This is a genomic window from Maritimimonas sp. 2405UD52-3 (assembly GCF_056591715.1).
The window spans coordinates 1-17,649 of the sequence record NZ_JBWQOL010000001.1; the positions used below are offsets into that span (position 1 = coordinate 1).

At 35.5% G+C, this 17,649-nt stretch carries 14 protein-coding genes; 10 read left to right on the forward strand and 4 right to left on the reverse strand.

What is annotated here, in order from left to right; translation table 11 throughout:
* Nucleotides 1-5,097, reverse strand: a 5,097-nt coding sequence (locus tag AC1EU5_RS00005) for a DUF7933 domain-containing protein (protein WP_480190283.1), incomplete at its 3' end; no start/stop codon positions are given.
* 500 nt (nt 5,098-5,597) lie between these two features.
* On the opposite strand from AC1EU5_RS00005, the gene AC1EU5_RS00010 reads away from it, so the two are divergent.
* Genes AC1EU5_RS00010 through sufD form a run of 5 tightly spaced genes read left to right on the forward strand, consistent with a single transcriptional unit; the run spans nt 5,598 to nt 10,346 of the window.
* Nucleotides 5,598-5,927 (forward strand): HesB/IscA family protein, encoded by a 330-nt coding sequence (locus tag AC1EU5_RS00010; RefSeq protein ID WP_480190284.1) that lies wholly within the window; start codon nt 5,598-5,600, stop codon nt 5,925-5,927.
* Between the two features lie 13 nt (nt 5,928-5,940).
* Nucleotides 5,941-7,389: a Fe-S cluster assembly protein SufB gene (gene sufB, locus AC1EU5_RS00015; RefSeq protein ID WP_480190285.1), complete on the forward strand. Its 1,449-nt coding sequence runs from the start codon at nt 5,941-5,943 to the stop codon at nt 7,387-7,389.
* Nucleotides 7,390-7,398: 9 nt separating this feature from the next.
* Nucleotides 7,399-8,265: an N-acyl homoserine lactonase family protein gene (locus AC1EU5_RS00020; RefSeq protein WP_480190286.1), complete on the forward strand. Its 867-nt coding sequence runs from the start codon at nt 7,399-7,401 to the stop codon at nt 8,263-8,265.
* Nucleotides 8,266-8,280: 15 nt separating this feature from the next.
* Nucleotides 8,281-9,018, forward strand: coding sequence for a Fe-S cluster assembly ATPase SufC (sufC, locus tag AC1EU5_RS00025; RefSeq protein ID WP_480190287.1), 738 nt, complete (start codon nt 8,281-8,283; stop codon nt 9,016-9,018).
* 5 nt (nt 9,019-9,023) lie between these two features.
* Nucleotides 9,024-10,346 (forward strand): Fe-S cluster assembly protein SufD, encoded by a 1,323-nt coding sequence (gene sufD, locus AC1EU5_RS00030; RefSeq protein ID WP_480190288.1) that lies wholly within the window; start codon nt 9,024-9,026, stop codon nt 10,344-10,346.
* A gap of 164 nt (nt 10,347-10,510) precedes the next feature.
* Here sufD and AC1EU5_RS00035 read toward each other — a convergent pair whose 3' ends face one another.
* A complete protein-coding gene (locus AC1EU5_RS00035; RefSeq protein WP_480190289.1) occupies nt 10,511-11,836 on the reverse strand; it encodes a serine hydrolase domain-containing protein in 1,326 nt (441 codons plus the stop codon).
* A gap of 174 nt (nt 11,837-12,010) precedes the next feature.
* On the opposite strand from AC1EU5_RS00035, the gene AC1EU5_RS00040 reads away from it, so the two are divergent.
* Nucleotides 12,011-13,225, forward strand: coding sequence for an aminotransferase class V-fold PLP-dependent enzyme (locus tag AC1EU5_RS00040; RefSeq protein ID WP_480190290.1), 1,215 nt, complete (start codon nt 12,011-12,013; stop codon nt 13,223-13,225).
* Nucleotides 13,226-13,235: 10 nt separating this feature from the next.
* The gene (locus AC1EU5_RS00045) at nt 13,236-13,886 is read left to right on the forward strand and encodes a DUF4377 domain-containing protein (RefSeq protein ID WP_480190291.1); all 651 of its coding nucleotides are present in this window, start codon (nt 13,236-13,238) and stop codon (nt 13,884-13,886) included.
* A 2-nt stretch (nt 13,887-13,888) separates the two neighbouring features.
* On the opposite strand, the gene AC1EU5_RS00050 is transcribed toward AC1EU5_RS00045, so the two are convergent.
* Both AC1EU5_RS00050 and purN read right to left on the reverse strand, forming a co-directional pair.
* On the reverse strand, nt 13,889-14,527 hold the full coding sequence (locus tag AC1EU5_RS00050) for a ribonuclease H1 domain-containing protein (RefSeq protein WP_480190292.1): 639 nt from the start codon (nt 14,525-14,527) through the stop codon (nt 13,889-13,891).
* Nucleotides 14,520-15,101 carry a phosphoribosylglycinamide formyltransferase gene (gene purN / locus AC1EU5_RS00055; protein WP_480190293.1) on the reverse strand — a complete coding sequence of 194 codons (582 nt, stop codon included), beginning with the start codon at nt 15,099-15,101 and terminating at the stop codon, nt 14,520-14,522. Before purN ends, AC1EU5_RS00050 begins: the two co-directional genes overlap by 8 nt.
* Nucleotides 15,102-15,278: 177 nt before the next feature.
* Here purN and AC1EU5_RS00060 point away from each other — a divergent pair, with 177 nt between their 5' ends.
* From AC1EU5_RS00060 to rnc, 3 genes are all read left to right on the forward strand, one after another.
* Entirely contained in the window at nt 15,279-15,515 is a 237-nt protein-coding gene (locus AC1EU5_RS00060; protein WP_117883955.1) for an acyl carrier protein, read from the forward strand.
* Between the two features lie 84 nt (nt 15,516-15,599).
* The gene (gene fabF, locus AC1EU5_RS00065) at nt 15,600-16,853 is read left to right on the forward strand and encodes a beta-ketoacyl-ACP synthase II (protein ID WP_480190294.1); all 1,254 of its coding nucleotides are present in this window, start codon (nt 15,600-15,602) and stop codon (nt 16,851-16,853) included.
* A gap of 9 nt (nt 16,854-16,862) precedes the next feature.
* Nucleotides 16,863-17,600, forward strand: a complete 738-nt coding sequence (rnc, locus tag AC1EU5_RS00070; RefSeq protein ID WP_480190295.1) for a ribonuclease III — start codon at nt 16,863-16,865, stop codon at nt 17,598-17,600.
* The last annotated feature ends 49 nt before the right edge of the window (nt 17,601-17,649 follow it).

The following is a 17,649-nucleotide window of genomic DNA, read 5'->3' on the forward strand; positions in this document are numbered from 1 at the left end:
CGTTATATTTACAACAATTTCTGCCCTTGTGCTTTCACACCCATTAGCATTCGTCTGAGTAACATAATATGAAGTACTTCCTACTGTTGAGGTATTAGGTGTAGGCGCAGTAGAGCTACCTGTACCACCCGTTGGCACGGTATACCATAATAGATTAGTTCCCGTTGCAGTTAATTGTGAAGCCGTGTCATTCTGACAGTAAGTAACTGGAGAAGACACTGTTGGTGGAGAAGGTTCTCCAAGAACATCTGTTAAGGTTACTGTACCAAGATCAACGGGGCATTCATTATTTCCCCATCGCGCCCATACATTGTAGGTTCCAACTGCCAGATTAGAATAAGTTACAGAACCAGAATTATCAGCTACAGCGGTTTCATAACTTGCCTGATTGTCAAGACTAAATTCAATATTAGTTCTATTGGGATGATTTGGAAATGTAAAAGTTATTGATCCATTATCTTCTGCACATGTTGGATTAACTTGTGAAATTGCGGCTATGGGGTTCGATTCAACGGCAACTACCACAGTATCTGTCGCAGTACAATTGGTAGTAGTATCGGTAATAGTAACTGTATAATTTACCGATGTATTCAAGTTCGGATCTCCTGATGGTGAAACATTTATAATTGGAGTTGTAGCTCCAGTACTCCATAAATATGTATAGGTTCCACTACCACCTGACGGTGTTGCTGTAAGTGTAACTGATTCTCCCTGGCAAATTTCTTCATCTGCTCCCGCACTAACTGAAGGGCTTGTTGGATCTGAAAGTGTTGCCGAAACAGCAGCACCCGAACAGGTTGGAGTAGTTGTTGAAGTTGCTATAATATTTGTATAAATACCCGCATTCAATCCAGAAATGGTAATTTCTCCACTTCCATCTGCTGTAAAATTATTTGGTCCAACCGGAGTGCCATCATCCAGATAATTTATCGTATAAATCAAACCGGCAGTTAAACCGCTTAATGTTATTTCTCCATCTGTGCCTCCACAGGTTGCAGGATTACTCCCAACCGCTACCATTGAAACATCAGGCACGGTTAACTCAGCACTGGCAGAAATAACTTCTCCGCAGGCAAATGAACTGTTTGTGACAATTACACGATATTCATTTTCATTTAAAGCTTCAGACGAAGGAGAAATATTCAACGTAGCTAAGTTTACTCCAGAATAAATACCTCCATTCGATAAATCGGTAAAGCCACTACCAGTATCTATTTGCCATTGATATGTAAGATTATCACCTGAAGCACTTACTGAAAAACTTCCGCTATCGCCAGCACAAATTACTGTATCTGTGGGTTGACCCCCAACATCAATTGTTGGAATGGTGCCCAATTCTAAAAAGTCAGGAGTACCATTACCATCATTATCTGCAGGAGTTGTATATCCATCAACCACTGCAGTATCTGTTACAAGACCATCACTATCAACAACAGTTGGCAGTTCACCTAAAATACCATCGACATTTTGATCAGTAAAGCCAGCTTCAATGACATCATCACATCCATCACCATCAGCGTCAGTATCAAATATATTGATGGTGCCGTCGCCATCCGTATCTGTATTACAAATTGTAAAGCTACTTGGGTCAGAACCTATAATTATTAATTTTCCATCACCGGCATCATTACTTCCAGCATTATCATATATTCTAATAGAAGCTACATTTGATCCTAACGGAGCTAGCTGATCAAGTGGTAGTAAAGCTATTCCCAACTCTCCTGTAGTAGCTGGAGCAGAATTTGCTTGAATTCCAGAAGCTATTAAATCGGATACAGCTACCGTTTGAGTTCCAATTAAACTTCCATTTATATCATAAGCTTCTAGTATATAACCATTGTTTATATGTCTTTCAGAAAGCCAAATAATGCTTTCTCCATTGACATAAATTGGTGTATTGTAATGCAGTTCCCAATAGGCAGTGGTACCTGAAAGTCCAGCACCATTAAGATCTTGCATCCAGTTGATATCATTAGATTGAAATGCCTGTAAAATTTCATTATTCCAATCAGGTGTAGTTACATAGTCTCCTAGAGAATTTCCATGTTGCAAATTTTCAGCATCACTAGCAGTCATACCTTGCGAAGCAAAATTAGAAGTATATGCATCTGGAAATATAAATTCTGAATATGTTGTAGCGCCAACAGTAACACTATTTAATAGTATTGGTCCGCCAGCACCCCCCGTAGTATTAAATGTACCTGAAGTAATAAATCCTGTTGTGCCAAATGGTGTAAATTCACATTCATCGGTATCCAAAATACCGTCGTTATCATCATCTAGATCATTTACATCTATAATACCATCATTATCATTATCATTACCCGAAACTACGGCAAGACTAGCGGATGAAGAAATCACCACACTACATATATATGCGCTATTACTAACAACTAATTGATATAAGTTGCCATCTAATGAAGCCGTTGCTCCTGTAATATTAAGTGTAGCCGTTGTAACTCCAGAATATACTCCTCCATTAGCTAAATCAGTATAATTTGAACCTCCATCTGTACTCACTTGCCATTGATAAGAGATATTTGTACCTGTGGCCGTAACACTATAACTAGTATTAGCTCCTTCTAAGACAATTTGATTTTCCGGATTTATAGATATGGCATTACCTGAACCTACTTCTTGAAAATCTAAAGTACCATTAGAATCACCATCCAATGGATCTGTATACCCATCTGAACCACTAGTAACTAACCCATTACTGTCTACAGTTACAGATAGCGGGCCTAAAACGCCATCAACATTGTCATCCGTATATCCTGCTTCATCAACATCATTACAACCATCATTATCAGAATCTAAATCTAAAAAGTCTCTTGTATCTAAACCATCAGTATTGGTAACTGTATAATTTAATATTCCATTATCTGTCACAGTCTCTACCGTGTCAAATACTCCATTTGTACCTACATTAGAAGATGTAATCCCATCAATAATTCCGTCATCATCAGCATCGTTAACGCCAGAAACATTAATAGCTCCGCCTTCAATTATATCATAAATACCATCGTTATCTGAATCCAGGTCTAAGCTATTAATAACACCATCTCCATCCGTATCTAAATTGGTACAGACTCCATTAGCATTAAGTGTACAAAAATCCGGATCTTCATAGTTAAAAAGGCCATCTCCATCGTCATCATTACTCGGGTCAGAGGTTGTACATGAAAAAGGATTAGATGGTGGTATTGTAACCGTAAACGTATGCGTTTCAAAAGTTCCTCCTCCTCCACTAAAACTCGGATAATTTGCGGATGTAACTACAGGCGTTCCATCAACCGAAATGACATAGCCTGCCATACTATCACTATCAGATCCACCTGCTGGTCCTTGCATACCATCTCCAAAAGAATCAAAAATGTTAAATGTGTAGTTACCGGAAGTTGAGACTATCGTATTTGGTGACGTAGGAACAATTTCATCGGTACCTAGATATGGACCACCACTTGCAATGATAGTAGATGAAGGATCTCTAAGCTCCCATGAAGTTTCATTTTCCCATTGATCAAGATTAATCACAACAGATATTGTAGAAGTACCCCCAGAAGCAGGTAATGGGTTTGTTCCACATAATTCTTGAGTATCTGTAATACCGTCATTATCGTCATCTAAATCAAGAACATCAATGGTACCGTCTCCATCGGTATCTTCACCAACATTTAAAATAGCAGTTGCTGAATTCTGAAGATCAACACCTTCATTATTACTAAATACCGAATTATCTACAGTATTCGAAAAAACTCCCAATTCAGTACCAACTACATCAAAAGTAATTGTACAAGTTGTATTTACAGGTATATTCATACCACTTGCGGTAAATGTACCTGAACCGGCAACGGCAGTTACAGTACCACCGCATGAAATAGAAGCATTAGGGGTTGGTGCAATTACAACGCCTGCCGGTAAATTATCTGTAATGGAAGCTCCTGTCATAGAGATTCCTCTATTTGGATTGTTTATAGTTAGCGTAACAGTAGAAACATCCCCAATTCTTGTGACATCAGGATTTGAAAATGATTTGGAAACAGTAGGTAATACAATTTCATTTGAAATTACAAATAGACCACCCCAAACACCTTCATTAGCACTACCTAATTGCACCGCAACTGAGGTGGCTGAATTAGGAACGTATCCCGCGGCATTAAATATATCAAGGTCATAACCCCAATTATAAGGAGTTATATTGGGGTTTCTATTTGCATTATTAGCTCCAAATACCGAATTCGTACCATTAAATACATCATTCGTAGGGTTTAAGGCATTCGTTAGAGGGCTTCCATTAATATTTATAAAATCGCCCACAAATGAACCCGAAGATTCACCATCCATACCATAATAGGCTATTTTAGTTTGAAATGCACCAAGCGAAGGTGTTAAAATACCAGTAACGTTAAATGAATCTGTCCCCCCAAAACCAAAGAACTGAAAGCCATCCCAAACATTAATTCTTCTACTTTGCTCCGACGGATCACTATAAATGACTACTAGTACCCAACCTCCGTGAGGGCCAGTAAATGCACTCCCGGTTGCTAAATTTATGTCCGCAACAAAATAATTACCTGATCCTGCTGATTGAACTGTTGAAGTTATCTCGGCAAACGCCATGAAAGTGTTCCAACCTCCAAATGTTGTAGTCTCTAAATTTCTAGTTGTCGCATTAATAGTAGTATATCCAGTAGCGCCAGGTTCCATAAGTAATACCTGGTCATTGTTCATGCCTGTTGGATTTGTTATACCTCCGAAAGAAGAATTATACATTCCTCCCCAATAAAGACCTGCCCACTCAACTGTGGCACCCGCTGGTATAGTTAATAAGGAACTACTTGAATTTTGTGTTGACCCATCCGAATCTATATCTACATAGACCATATTTGCCGACGGGTTATTTGATAATGTCCCTCCTGGACATCCAGAACATTGCATATTGGTATTACCAATTGCTTCAAAATTACCAACAAGATTTATTGCCGTACGTTCTGAATAATTACGGGTAGTATTACTGATCTGTGCTATTATACTATTGGTAAATAGCAAAAACAAAAATATAGTGAGGACGCCTATCCTACTAAGGTATTTTCTCAAAGTCAGTATATTTGGTTTGTTGCGTATTTTTATATCATACATCTATTAATGCGTTAGACCCTATTTAGCAACAAAAGTCACATGTGTTTTTATTAAAACAACTACATAAAAAAAACTCCCAACACTACTGTAAAATTTAACAGTCTTGCAGGGGTTTACTTTAAGATCAACTTTTAAAAAGGGTAAAATTCTTTTTCATTAAATTTAGTTAACACTATGATAAGGCAAACACTCCTATTTGAAAGCCCATTTTATCCCTTATAGTAAAAGCAAATATAAATTCCGAAAATCAAATTGTTAACATAGTGTTAATAACCCAATAAAATTGTTGATAACTTTCAGTTCAACAAATCTAAAACTTGAATTATTAAGCTGATAACTAGGAATTAAAGCTCGTTACAAATATAAACATTTACCTATGCTACTATCAATTTTTACTATTTTATTTATAAGATCATTTAATGTAACTTTGCAAGCTCTATTTAGATTAATTAAAGATTATGATTCAAGTATCAGAGGCTGCAAAAAATAAGGTAGTGGAGTTGATGAAAGAAGATGGTTTTGATGCTAGTACTGACTTTGTTCGTGTAGGTGTTAAAAGCGGAGGTTGTTCGGGTTTATCATATGAATTAGACTTTGATAAAACTAAGGCAGATACAGATAAAGTTTTTGAGGACAATAACATCAAAATCATTGTAGACAAAAAGAGCTTTTTATACTTAGTAGGCACTACTTTAGAATATTCTGGTGGCCTTAACGGAAAAGGTTTTGTGTTTAATAACCCAAATGCCAATAGAACCTGTGGTTGCGGTGAGAGTTTTGCACTTTAAATTTAAAAATTGAATGAGTAAGTATACCGAGGATGATTTAAAGAAAGAACTCGAAACCAAAGAGTACGAGTATGGCTTTTATACTGATATTGAGGCCGATAAATTTCCTGTAGGATTAAACGAGGATATTGTTCGTGCCATTTCTGAAAAGAAAAATGAGCCTGAATGGATGACAGAATGGCGTTTAGATGCATTTAGAATTTGGCAGCAATTAGAAGAGCCTGAGTGGGCCAATGTTACCTATCAAAAGCCAGATTTTCAAAATATTTCTTATTACTCTGCACCTAAGAAAAAACCTGAATTAGAGAGTTTAGACCAAGTCGATCCTGAATTATTGAAGACTTTTGAAAAATTAGGTATCTCTTTAGAAGAACAAAAACGTCTTTCAGGAGTGGCTGTTGATATTGTAATGGATTCCGTATCTGTTGCAACTACTTTTAAAGAAACTCTTGCTGAAAAAGGCATTATTTTCTGCCCTATTTCAGAAGCAATTCAAGAACATCCTGAGCTCGTCAAAAAATATATAGGCACTGTAGTTCCTAAAACCGATAATTTCTATGCCGCACTTAATAGCGCAGTCTTTAGTGATGGCTCTTTTTGCTATATACCTAAAGGAGTAAAATGCCCAATGGAATTATCTACATATTTCCGTATTAATGAAGGTGGCACAGGGCAATTTGAACGTACATTAGTGATTGCTGATGAGAGCAGTTATGTAAGTTATCTTGAAGGATGTACAGCGCCACAACGTGATGAGAATCAGCTTCATGCAGCAGTTGTAGAGTTGATTGCTTTGGATGATGCTGAAATAAAATATTCTACAGTACAGAATTGGTTTCCTGGTGATAAAGAAGGAAAAGGCGGTGTCTTCAACTTTGTTACTAAGCGTGGATTATGTGAGACCAAGGCTAAAATTTCTTGGACACAAGTTGAAACTGGATCGGCCATTACATGGAAATACCCTAGCTGTATTTTAAAAGGAAACAATTCTATTGGTGAATTTTACTCAATAGCTGTCACCAATAACTTTCAACAAGCAGATACAGGTACCAAAATGATTCATCTTGGTAAGAATACTAAATCTACAATTATTTCCAAAGGTATTTCTGCTGGTAAGTCACAAAATTCATATCGCGGATTGGTTCAAATAAATCAGCGCGCTGAAAATGCCAGAAATTTTTCACAATGTGACTCTTTGTTAATGGGCAATGAGTGTGGTGCTCACACTTTTCCATATATAGAAGCAAAAAATAAATCTGCCCAGATAGAGCATGAGGCTACCACTTCAAAAATAGGTGAAGATCAATTGTTCTACTGTAATCAACGCGGTATAGATACCGATAAAGCTATTGCCTTAATTGTAAATGGATTTAGCAAAGAAGTTTTGAACAAATTACCGATGGAATTTGCCGTTGAAGCGCAAAAATTGTTAGAAATAAGCCTTGAAGGTTCTGTGGGATAAACTATAAAAATGAGAAAATTAGTAATATTAGTTCTTGGGTTATGCGCCCTAACTTCTTGTAAAGATTTTAAAAAAGGTTATAAAGACTCTAAAAATGAAGATGAAAAGGAAAAACCTAGGGTGAAACTGTATGTGTTTGACGGAGGCACAGTGAATGCTAATAAATTGGAGATATTTTCTCAGGATACTGCTTATACTGGTCAATCTAAACAATTTGCCGATGCCTTTTATGTGATCTCTCACCCAAAAGGAAATCTAATGTGGGATGCAGGGTTACCCGAAAATTTAGTAGGTCAAGAACCTTTTACTGATCCCAGTGGTGCTTTTACAGTTTCTAGAAAGGATTCGTTAAAAAACCAATTAAAAAGCATCAAAATGACAATCGACAGCATTGATTATTTAGCGCTTTCTCATTCTCATTTTGACCATACCGGTCATGCCAATGCATTAAAGAACTCAACTTGGTTAGTGCAAGAAAATGAGTATAATTTCATAACAAATGATTCTGCTAAAATTAAAGATGCAAACACTTATAATTCAATTAAAGAATTGACGAAAGTCAAGAAGTTAAATGGCGATCATGATGTATTTGGTGATGGTACGGTGGTTATAAAATCTATGCCGGGTCATACTATTGGGCACCAAGTATTATTTGTTGATTTAGGAATTGAGCAACCCATTTTATTGACTGGTGATTTGTATCATTTTGAAGAAAATAGAGAAAATAAAGGTGTTCCTGTGTTTAACTATAATGTTGAGCAGACCCTAAAGAGCATGGAAAATTTTGAGGCATTTGCTAAGCAAAAAAATGCTCATGTTTTTATTCAACATTCTCCAAAAGATTTTAACCGATTAAAAGAAATATTAAAAAACTAAAACTGGTAGTTTACCATGCTAGAAATAAAAAACTTACACGCAAGTATAGAAGATAAAAACATTCTTAAAGGGATAAACTTGAATGTTAACCCTGGTGAAATACACGCCATTATGGGACCTAATGGTTCTGGTAAAAGTACCTTGTCTTCCGTCATTGCAGGGCGAGAAGATTATGAAGTTACTGATGGAAAAATTCTTCTGGAAGGTGAGGATATTGAAGATTTAGCTCCCGATGAAAGAGCACATAAAGGTGTTTTTATGTCTTTTCAGTACCCTGTTGAAATCCCTGGTGTTACGGTAACAAATTTTATTAAAACTGCTATTAATGAAACCCGTAAAGCAAATGGTCAAGAAGAACTTCCTGCCAAGGATATGTTGAAAAAAATACGTGAAACTGCAGAAATGTTAGAAATTGACCGTAAGTTCTTATCGCGTTCTTTAAATGAAGGTTTTTCGGGCGGTGAGAAGAAGCGTAATGAGATCTTTCAAATGGCTATGTTAGAGCCTAAATTGGCAATTCTAGATGAAACAGATTCTGGGCTAGACATTGATGCCTTAAAGGTAGTAGCTAATGGTGTAAATAAGTTAAAGAGTGAAGATAATGCTGTTATTGTTATTACGCACTACCAAAGACTATTAGAGTATATTATTCCTGATTATGTGCATGTGCTACATGATGGGAAAATTGTAAAATCTGGCGGTAAGGAATTGGCGTTAGAACTTGAAGAAAAAGGATACGATTGGGTTAAATAAGCACTATGGACTTAAAAGAAAAACTAGTAGCTTCTTTCTTAGCTTTTGAGAATAAAGTGAGTATTGATACGGATAGTGATATTCATGATATACGTTCAGAAGCATTTACACATTTTGAAGAAAATGGCTTTCCAACACGTAAGAATGAAGAGTGGAAATACACATCTTTAAAATCAGTCTTGAAACATGATTACAATGTCTTTCCAGAATCTGAAAAAGCACTAGCTTATGCTGATGTAAAGACCTACTTTTTACATGAAATAGAGTCCTATAAAATTGTATTTATAGACGGTGTATATAGTTCTTTTTTATCCGAAACTACGCATGATGGTTATGATATCTGTTTACTTTCAGCAGCATTAAAAAAGCCTAAATATAAAATGGTTATTGACCACTATTTTAATACAATTGCTTCTGATAAAGACAGCATCGCCTCATTGAATACGGCTTTTGCCAAAGAAGGTGCTTATATTCATATCCCAAAAAATACAGTACTTCCAAAACCTATTCAGATTGTACATTTCTCTACAGGTAGTGAAGCGAATGTATTACTACAACCTCGTAATTTGGTTGTGGTAGGTGAAAATTCTCATGTGCAAATCATAGAGCGTCATCAAAGTTTAAGTGAGAATGTAGTACTGACCAATTCGGTAACAGAAATCTTTGCTAATAAACGTGCTATTGTTGATTATTATAAGATTCAGAATGATGAAAGATCTGCTTCTCTAATTGATAACACGTATGTTAAACAACAGCAAAATAGTATTGCTTCGGTTAATACGTTTTCTTTTGGCGGCAACTTAACGCGTAATAATTTAGATTTTTATCAGGAAGGTGAGCATTGTACTTCAAACCTTAACGGAATTACCATTGTTGGCAACAAACAACATGTAGATAATCACACCTTGGTGCACCATAAATTTCCCAATTGTGAAAGCCATGAACTATATAAAGGTATGTATGCCGATAAATCTACAGGTGTTTTTAACGGAAAAGTAATTGTAGATAAAGTAGCTCAAAAAATAAATGCTTTTCAGCAGAACAATAATATTTTGATGGATGATGGCGCTACCATCAATTCAAAACCTCAGCTTGAAATTTTTGCAGATGATGTTAAGTGCTCACATGGATGTACTATTGGGCAACTTGATGAAGACGCCTTATTCTATATGCGCACACGTGGAATTCCGGAAAAAGAAGCAAGAGGATTATTGCTGTATGCCTTCGCAAATGATGCTTTAGAGAAGATCAAAATACCTGAATTAAAAGCACGAATCACCAAACTGATTGCTAAAAAACTTGGGGTTGACTTAGGTTTTGACTTGTAGCTTAAAAAGTCAAAATATTTAAAATAAGCCTTTCTAATAGACTTTAAATAACGATTGGAGGAATTATATCCAATAATTTGTAAAAACTCTTGTAAGATATTTATTACAGTTCAAATTTAAATTATTAAAATCTATTGATTTTAAGTTTTGATAGATTTTTATTATTAATTGATCGTTGCTAATATTTCCTTTAAAAACTCATTAAAATCCATAGTGCTTAATCCCATTCTTACAATTACCAAATCTTTTGAAGGAACAATAAAAACTCGCTGCCCTTGATAACCATTAAATGATAAAACTTCTTTTGGAGCATCCGGGTAATAACCTCCTTGATTCAACCAAATCTGTGCACCGTATCTACCTTCTGACGAATTTGTAGGTGTTGTAGCATAGTCTACCCAGTTCTTATCGAAAATTTGCTTCCCATTCCAATTACCGTTATGCAAATACAACAATCCGAATTTGGCCCAGTCTCTTGGCGTTGCCCAACCATATGAAGAACCTACATAATTACCTTCTAGGTCTGCTTCTATAGTCATAGAATGCATGCCAATTTTATCAATCAATTGGCTATACCAGGCATCTAAATATTTCTGATGCGAAGCATAATAAGATCTTAATAACTTAGACAACAAATTCGTGGTTCCTGAAGAATAGTTCCATGTTTCATTAGGCTTTCCCACAAACTCCTTATCCGCTTGTAAGCCACCCATATCTTCAGCTAAGAATAGCATTTTTGTCACATCAGAAATAGCGTCATAATCTTCAATCCATTCTAAACCACTATTCATTTGCAATAAATTATGAAGTGTAATTTCAGAACGTTCATCATCTTTCCAAAGTTCAATAGGCGCCCTATCCTTTACATTTAATTTTCCCTGGTGCTGCAATATACCATACATGGTTCCTGTAATACTTTTGGTCATTGACCAACCCAACAGTTTAGAGTTCTTATCAAACCCTTTAGCATATTCCTCAGCAATAATTTGATCTTGATGTATTACCAATAGAGCCCTTGTTTTATTTATACTATCAAAAGCTTTTACAATAGCAGCATCTAATCCTTGATAGTCAATATTTTGAAAAATGGTATCCTTTTGAGGTAGATCCCCGTATGGAAATGGCAAATTACTTTTCACCTTATTTCGCTTGGGAGCTATCTTAGGAATTTCTTTATCATAACCTTTGGGTACCAAAACGCTTCCTAAGCCATCTCTATAAATTGCCTTTCTAGTGAGCAAGCCATATACAGAAGCAGTAGTTGCTTTTTCTGACGCTAGCACTTCATCACTTGCCAAATTCACAGGCGTAAAATCATTATCATGTGTATCAGTAAATTCAAAACTCCTCCCTGCAAGAAATACAGAAGAACTCATATTCTTGGCAGAGTAACCTGCCAAAATATTTAAACGAGGATACTGACTATAAACCGCATAAATGATCATCAAAGCTGCCAATAACAAAACAAATCTTATAACTTTCTTGCGCATTATTTAAAACTATAATTCAATCAAAAACAAATATAGCTGAATAGGTTTAAATCTGACTTTGTTTTGTAAGTTTGTGTTTTAACACCTCCCTTAATCCCTACTCAAAAAGGGAATATACATAGATGCGTGAATTATGTCCCCTTGAGGGGACCTTAGGGGTGTAAATTTTGAAACATGTTTGACGTACAAAAAATCAGAAAAGATTTTCCCATTTTAAATCGTGAAGTAAACGGGAAACCATTGGTTTATTTTGATAATGCCGCTACTTCGCAAACACCTAAAGTGGTGATTGACTCCATAGTAGATTACTATTCAAACTACAATGCCAATATTCATCGTGGGGTTCATGCGTTGAGTCAAGAAGCTACTGATGCCTATGAGGCGGCTAGACAAAAAATTCAAGCGCATTTCAATGCTGAAAAAACTCATGAAATCATATTTACTTCTGGCACTACACATGCTATAAACATTGTTGCCAGTGGATTTTCAGAAATACTCAAAAAAGACGATGAAGTTATTGTTTCAGCGTTAGAACATCATTCTAATATTGTGCCTTGGCAGATGTTATGCGAAAAGACAAGTGCTATACTCAGAGTAATCCCTATGAATGAAGATGGCGAACTCGAGATGGATACTTTTGAAACATTACTGTCAGAAAAAACCAAGCTTGTTTTTGTTAATCATATCTCAAATGCCTTAGGAACGATAAATCCCATTAAAGAGATTATAAAAATGGCGCACAAAGTTGGAGCTGCTGTTTTAATTGATGGCGCACAGGCCTGCCCACATGTAAAGCCTGATATACAGGCACTAGATGTAGATTTTTATGTGGTCTCAGCTCATAAAATGTGCGGACCCACTGGCGTTGGTATTTTATATGGAAAAGAAGCATGGCTTAATAAATTACCTCCTTATCAAGGTGGAGGAGAAATGATCAAAGAAGTAACCTTTGAAAAAACTACCTATGCCGATCTTCCGCATAAATTTGAAGCAGGTACCCCTAATATTTCAGGAGGTATAGCATTTGGGGTAGCCATAGATTATTTAAATAAAATAGGATTCGATAATATAGCAGGTTATGAAAAAGAGTTGCTTGATTTTGGTACCAAAAAGCTCCTTGAAATAGAAGGGTTGAAAATTTACGGTACTTCATCAAACAAGACTTCAGTGATCTCATTTAACATTGAAGGTATTCACCCTTATGATATTGGCTCTATAGTAGATAAATTTGGAATTGCCGTCCGTACAGGACACCACTGCGCACAACCAATCATGGATTTCTATAAAATACCTGGTACAGTTCGCGCATCCTTTGCTTTTTATAACACCAAAGAAGAAATTGTTAAATTAGCTGAAGCGGTTAAAAAAGCCAAAAGCATGCTTTCCTAAACTATACATTATGAGAATATTTATGATACTATTATTAGCACTATGCATAACATCGTGCAATGAAACCAAAACCATTTATGTAGGACCTGAATTGGTAGATTGTGAAGGTGTAGGCAAGCAAAAATGTATGCAGATAAAAGAAAATAAGGAAGATGATTGGACATTATTCTACGACAATATTGAAGGTTTTGAATATAAAAAAGGGTTTACCTACAAAATGATAGTGAATATTAGCAAGATTAAAAATCCTCCTGCAGATGGTTCAACTATAAAGTACAAAATGACCGAACTTATCTATCAAGAAGCCATGCCTAAAAAAGCAAACCAAGTGTCAGATCTTTCAGGAGAATGGAAAGTAAGTTTTATTAATGATATAGGTGATCTAAGTTCTAATATGACTATGAATTTTGATACTGAAAAGAAAACGTTATCGGGGTCATCGGCTTGTAATAACTACAGCACATCGTATACCTTAGATGGTGAAAATATTTCTTTTGGTCTTACTATGGCTACCAAACGTATGTGCACTGAAATGAAAACGGAAAAAGCTTTTTTTGCATGTTTGAATCAAGCCACTTCTTATAAAATTATTGAAAATGAACTTACTTTTTACAACAAAGAAAATGAAAGGTTGATTGACTGTTCTGTGAAAGAAGATTAATGTTATTTTCTACCAAAATCTGCAGGAATTTCACCCCATGCTTTAGTTTCCCATTTCAAAATGGGATTTTTATACGAGTTTTCTTGTAACCACTTCTCTGCTCTTTTAATAAGGTTTGTTAGCCTTTTGTTTTCTTCATTGAATAAGATATTGGTTCTGCATTGCTTTTTTTTAACCCAAGAAATTGCAATTTTAGAATCTGAATAAATAGGATAATCATACAGTTTCTTACTTTTTAGCATTGAAATACCATGCACCAAAGCTAAAAACTCACCAATATTATTTGTGCCGTTTTTAAAAGGTCCTTGAATAAAAACTTGCTTCTTAGAATCGGTTAAAACGCCTCTATACTCCAGAATTCCAGGGTTTCCGCTACAGGCCGCATCAACTGACAAACTCTTTGAAATAGGTGCTCCATATTTTGCTTTTTCTGCTTTGGTAAGAGTTTTCTTCTTCGTGTTTTTTCCTTTGTAGTCGCTATACTTTTTCTTGAATGCGTTTTTGGCCTCCGTCTTATCTGTAAAAGCTTTGTATTGAGCGCCTTCAAAGCCTGTTACTTGCTTCTTACAAGCCTCCCAAGAATCAAAAACTCCCGTTTTGTGACCTTTCCAAACCACATAGTATTTCTGTTTCTTAACCATTTATTGAAAATTCGTTATGAATTACCTCTTCTATAACTTTTGGAAAATACTTGTATTCAAGTTCGTGAATTTTAACCGCTACATTCTCTGGAGTATCACCTTTATCCAACTTGACAGATTGCTGAAAAATAATAGCACCTTCATCATATTGTTCATTCACAAAGTGAATAGTTATACCGCTTTCTTTTTCGTTATTCTCAACAACTGCTTTGTGAACATTCATACCATACATCCCTTTTCCTCCATACTTTGGCAACAGAGCTGGGTGAACATTTACAATCTTTTGTGGAAAAGCATTTACAATCTTTTGCGGAACACGCCATAAAAAACCAGCTAAAACAATAAAATCAGCTTCTTTTTTTAATAGATTTAGCACAGTATTTTCTGACATAAAGTCTTTTCTACTAAATACTAACGTGTTTACATTCAAGCATTTAGACCTTTCAATTACTTTGGCATGCTGATTGTTAGTAAGCACTTGAGTAACAGCAACTTTAGTGCTATGGTTAAAATACTTTATAATGTTCTCGGCATTGGTACCAGAACCAGAAGCAAAAATGGCAATTCGAATCATGAGGCACTAAAAGATTGTTATGACAAAAAAAAGAATTATTATTAACAAATAGAATGAGGTAAAAACTAAATTTTAAACAAATTTTGTTAAATTAGGGCTCATATTTTACGGGCCAAATCCTAATTTAATCTAAAGTTTTTTATTTTTGCCCCGATTTTAAATTTAAATTAAAAAATTATGTCAGACATTGCATCAAGAGTAAAGGCCATTATCGTAGATAAGTTAGGCGTTGACGAAAATGAAGTAACAAACGAAGCTAACTTTACGAACGATTTAGGAGCAGATTCTTTAGATACTGTTGAGTTAATCATGGAATTTGAAAAAGAATTTGATATTCAAATCCCTGATGACCAAGCAGAAAATATTGGAACTGTTGGTCAGGCAATAAGCTATATTGAAGAAGCAAAAAAGTAATCAAACGATAACTTATTAAACTACGAGCATCACTTTAGTGACATGCTCGTAGTTTTTATCTCTCAATCACTAACTCAAATTTAAATGGAATTAAAACGAGTTGTAGTTACCGGTCTAGGTGCTCTAACACCTATAGGAAATACACTTTCTGAATATTGGGATGGGCTTGTTAGTGGCAAAAGTGGTGCCGCTCCAATTACCTATTTTGATACTGAAAAATTCAAGACTCGTTTCGCTTGTGAATTGAAAAATTTCAACGCTACTGATTTTCTTGACAGGAAAGATGCGCGTAAAATGGATAAGTTCACGCAATATGCTATGGTTTCGTCTGATGAAGCTATTAAAGATGCTCGTTTAGATTTAGATACCATAGATAAACTTCGTGTAGGGGTTGTTTGGGGTGCCGGTATAGGGGGCCTTGAAACATTTCAAGACGAAGTATTAAACTTTGCTAAAGGTGATGGAACTCCGCGTTTCAACCCTTTTTTTATTCCAAAAATGATTGCTGATATTGCCCCTGGCAATATTTCTATTAAGCATGGATTTATGGGACCAAACTATACAACAGTTTCTGCTTGTGCATCCTCAGCAAATGCCATGATAGATGCGCTCAACTATATTCGTTTAGGACATTGTGATGTGATTGTAACAGGAGGTAGTGAGGCCGCCGTTACTATTGCAGGAATGGGTGGATTTAATGCCATGCATGCCTTATCTACTAGAAATGAAAGCCCCGAAACTGCTTCAAGACCATTTGATGCTACCAGAGATGGATTTGTTTTAGGTGAAGGTGCAGGAGCAATTATACTTGAAGAGTATGAACATGCTAAAGCCAGAGGCGCTAAAATTTATGCAGAAGTCATAGGTGGCGGTTTGTCATCTGATGCACATCACATGACGGCTCCACACCCTGAAGGAATTGGCGTTATAGCAGTAATGCGTAACTGCATACAAAATGCAGGTATTAAAGCTGAAGAAATAGATCATATTAATACACATGGTACTTCTACTCCCTTGGGTGATGTGGCAGAATTAAAAGCCATAAAAGAAGTTTTTGGCGACCATGCAAAAAACATCAATATTAACTCTACCAAATCAATGACTGGTCACCTATTGGGAGCTGCCGGTGCTATAGAGGCAATTTCTTCTATTTTAGCTATTGAAAATGGTATAGTACCTCCAACAATCAACCACACAACAGTAGATGAAAATATAGACCCTAGTCTAAATTTAACTCTAAATAAAGCTCAGCAAAGAGATGTAAAAGTAGCTATGAGTAATACCTTTGGATTTGGGGGGCACAATGCCTGTGTGTTGTTTAAAAAGCTTGAGGAGTAAGAATCATTAATGAATTTATTCAAAAAAATAATACCATCTCGTTCTAAAAAAGACGAGATTTTTTTTGCTGAAATTTCAAAAGTTATTCGTTTTAAACCCTCTAAATTAAGACATTATAAAAAGGCATTTACACACAGTTCTTTAAAAAAGACGTCATCAAATGGTAAACCACTCAATTATGAGCGTTTAGAGTTTTTAGGAGATGCCGTTTTAAGCTCTGTTATTGCTCATTATCTTTTCAAAAAAATTCCTTTAGGAACCGAAGGTTATTTAACGCAAATGCGCTCTAAAATTGTAAGTAGAGAACATTTAAATGAAATTGGCCTTGATCTTGGTTTGATTAAATTTGTAAAAAGTAATGTGCCTAAAGAAAATTTTGGAGACAATATTCATGGAAACATTTTTGAAGCCCTAATAGGCGCTGTTTTCTTAGACAAGGGTTATAACCAATGTGAGCGATTTATTTATAGGGTAGTTATTGAACCCTACGTAGATATTGAAAGACTTGAAGGCAAGATTACCAGTTATAAAAGTCTTTTGATTGAATGGTGCCAGAAGCAAAAAAAGAAGATACGGTATGAAGTATATGAAGATACCGGGAATGATTCTTTAAAACACTTTAGTGTTCGTCTTTCAATTGATGATGATAATTTATCTAAGGGCAGAGCAACTTCAAAGAAAAAAGCCGAAGAAATAGCTTCAAAAAGAGCTTACTACAAACTACAAGATAAAATTTCTCTCACCTAAGTAATATAGCGATAACGTTTTCGCAATTCATGGAGCCTACTTCTTAAAA

Coding starts and splice junctions, on each gene's coding strand:
- AC1EU5_RS00040 (WP_480190290.1), top strand. CDS start 12,011: ATGTTTGACGTACAAAAAATCAGAAAAGATTTTCCCATTTTAAATCGT.
- fabF (WP_480190294.1), top strand. CDS start 15,600: ATGGAATTAAAACGAGTTGTAGTTACCGGTCTAGGTGCTCTAACACCT.
- AC1EU5_RS00020 (WP_480190286.1), top strand. CDS start 7,399: ATGAGAAAATTAGTAATATTAGTTCTTGGGTTATGCGCCCTAACTTCT.
- sufD (WP_480190288.1), top strand. CDS start 9,024: ATGGACTTAAAAGAAAAACTAGTAGCTTCTTTCTTAGCTTTTGAGAAT.
- AC1EU5_RS00050 (WP_480190292.1), bottom strand. CDS start 14,527: ATGGTTAAGAAACAGAAATACTATGTGGTTTGGAAAGGTCACAAAACG.
- purN (WP_480190293.1), bottom strand. CDS start 15,101: ATGATTCGAATTGCCATTTTTGCTTCTGGTTCTGGTACCAATGCCGAG.
- AC1EU5_RS00010 (WP_480190284.1), top strand. CDS start 5,598: ATGATTCAAGTATCAGAGGCTGCAAAAAATAAGGTAGTGGAGTTGATG.
- AC1EU5_RS00045 (WP_480190291.1), top strand. CDS start 13,236: ATGAGAATATTTATGATACTATTATTAGCACTATGCATAACATCGTGC.
- AC1EU5_RS00035 (WP_480190289.1), bottom strand. CDS start 11,836: ATGCGCAAGAAAGTTATAAGATTTGTTTTGTTATTGGCAGCTTTGATG.
- AC1EU5_RS00060 (WP_117883955.1), top strand. CDS start 15,279: ATGTCAGACATTGCATCAAGAGTAAAGGCCATTATCGTAGATAAGTTA.
- rnc (WP_480190295.1), top strand. CDS start 16,863: ATGAATTTATTCAAAAAAATAATACCATCTCGTTCTAAAAAAGACGAG.
- sufC (WP_480190287.1), top strand. CDS start 8,281: ATGCTAGAAATAAAAAACTTACACGCAAGTATAGAAGATAAAAACATT.
- sufB (WP_480190285.1), top strand. CDS start 5,941: ATGAGTAAGTATACCGAGGATGATTTAAAGAAAGAACTCGAAACCAAA.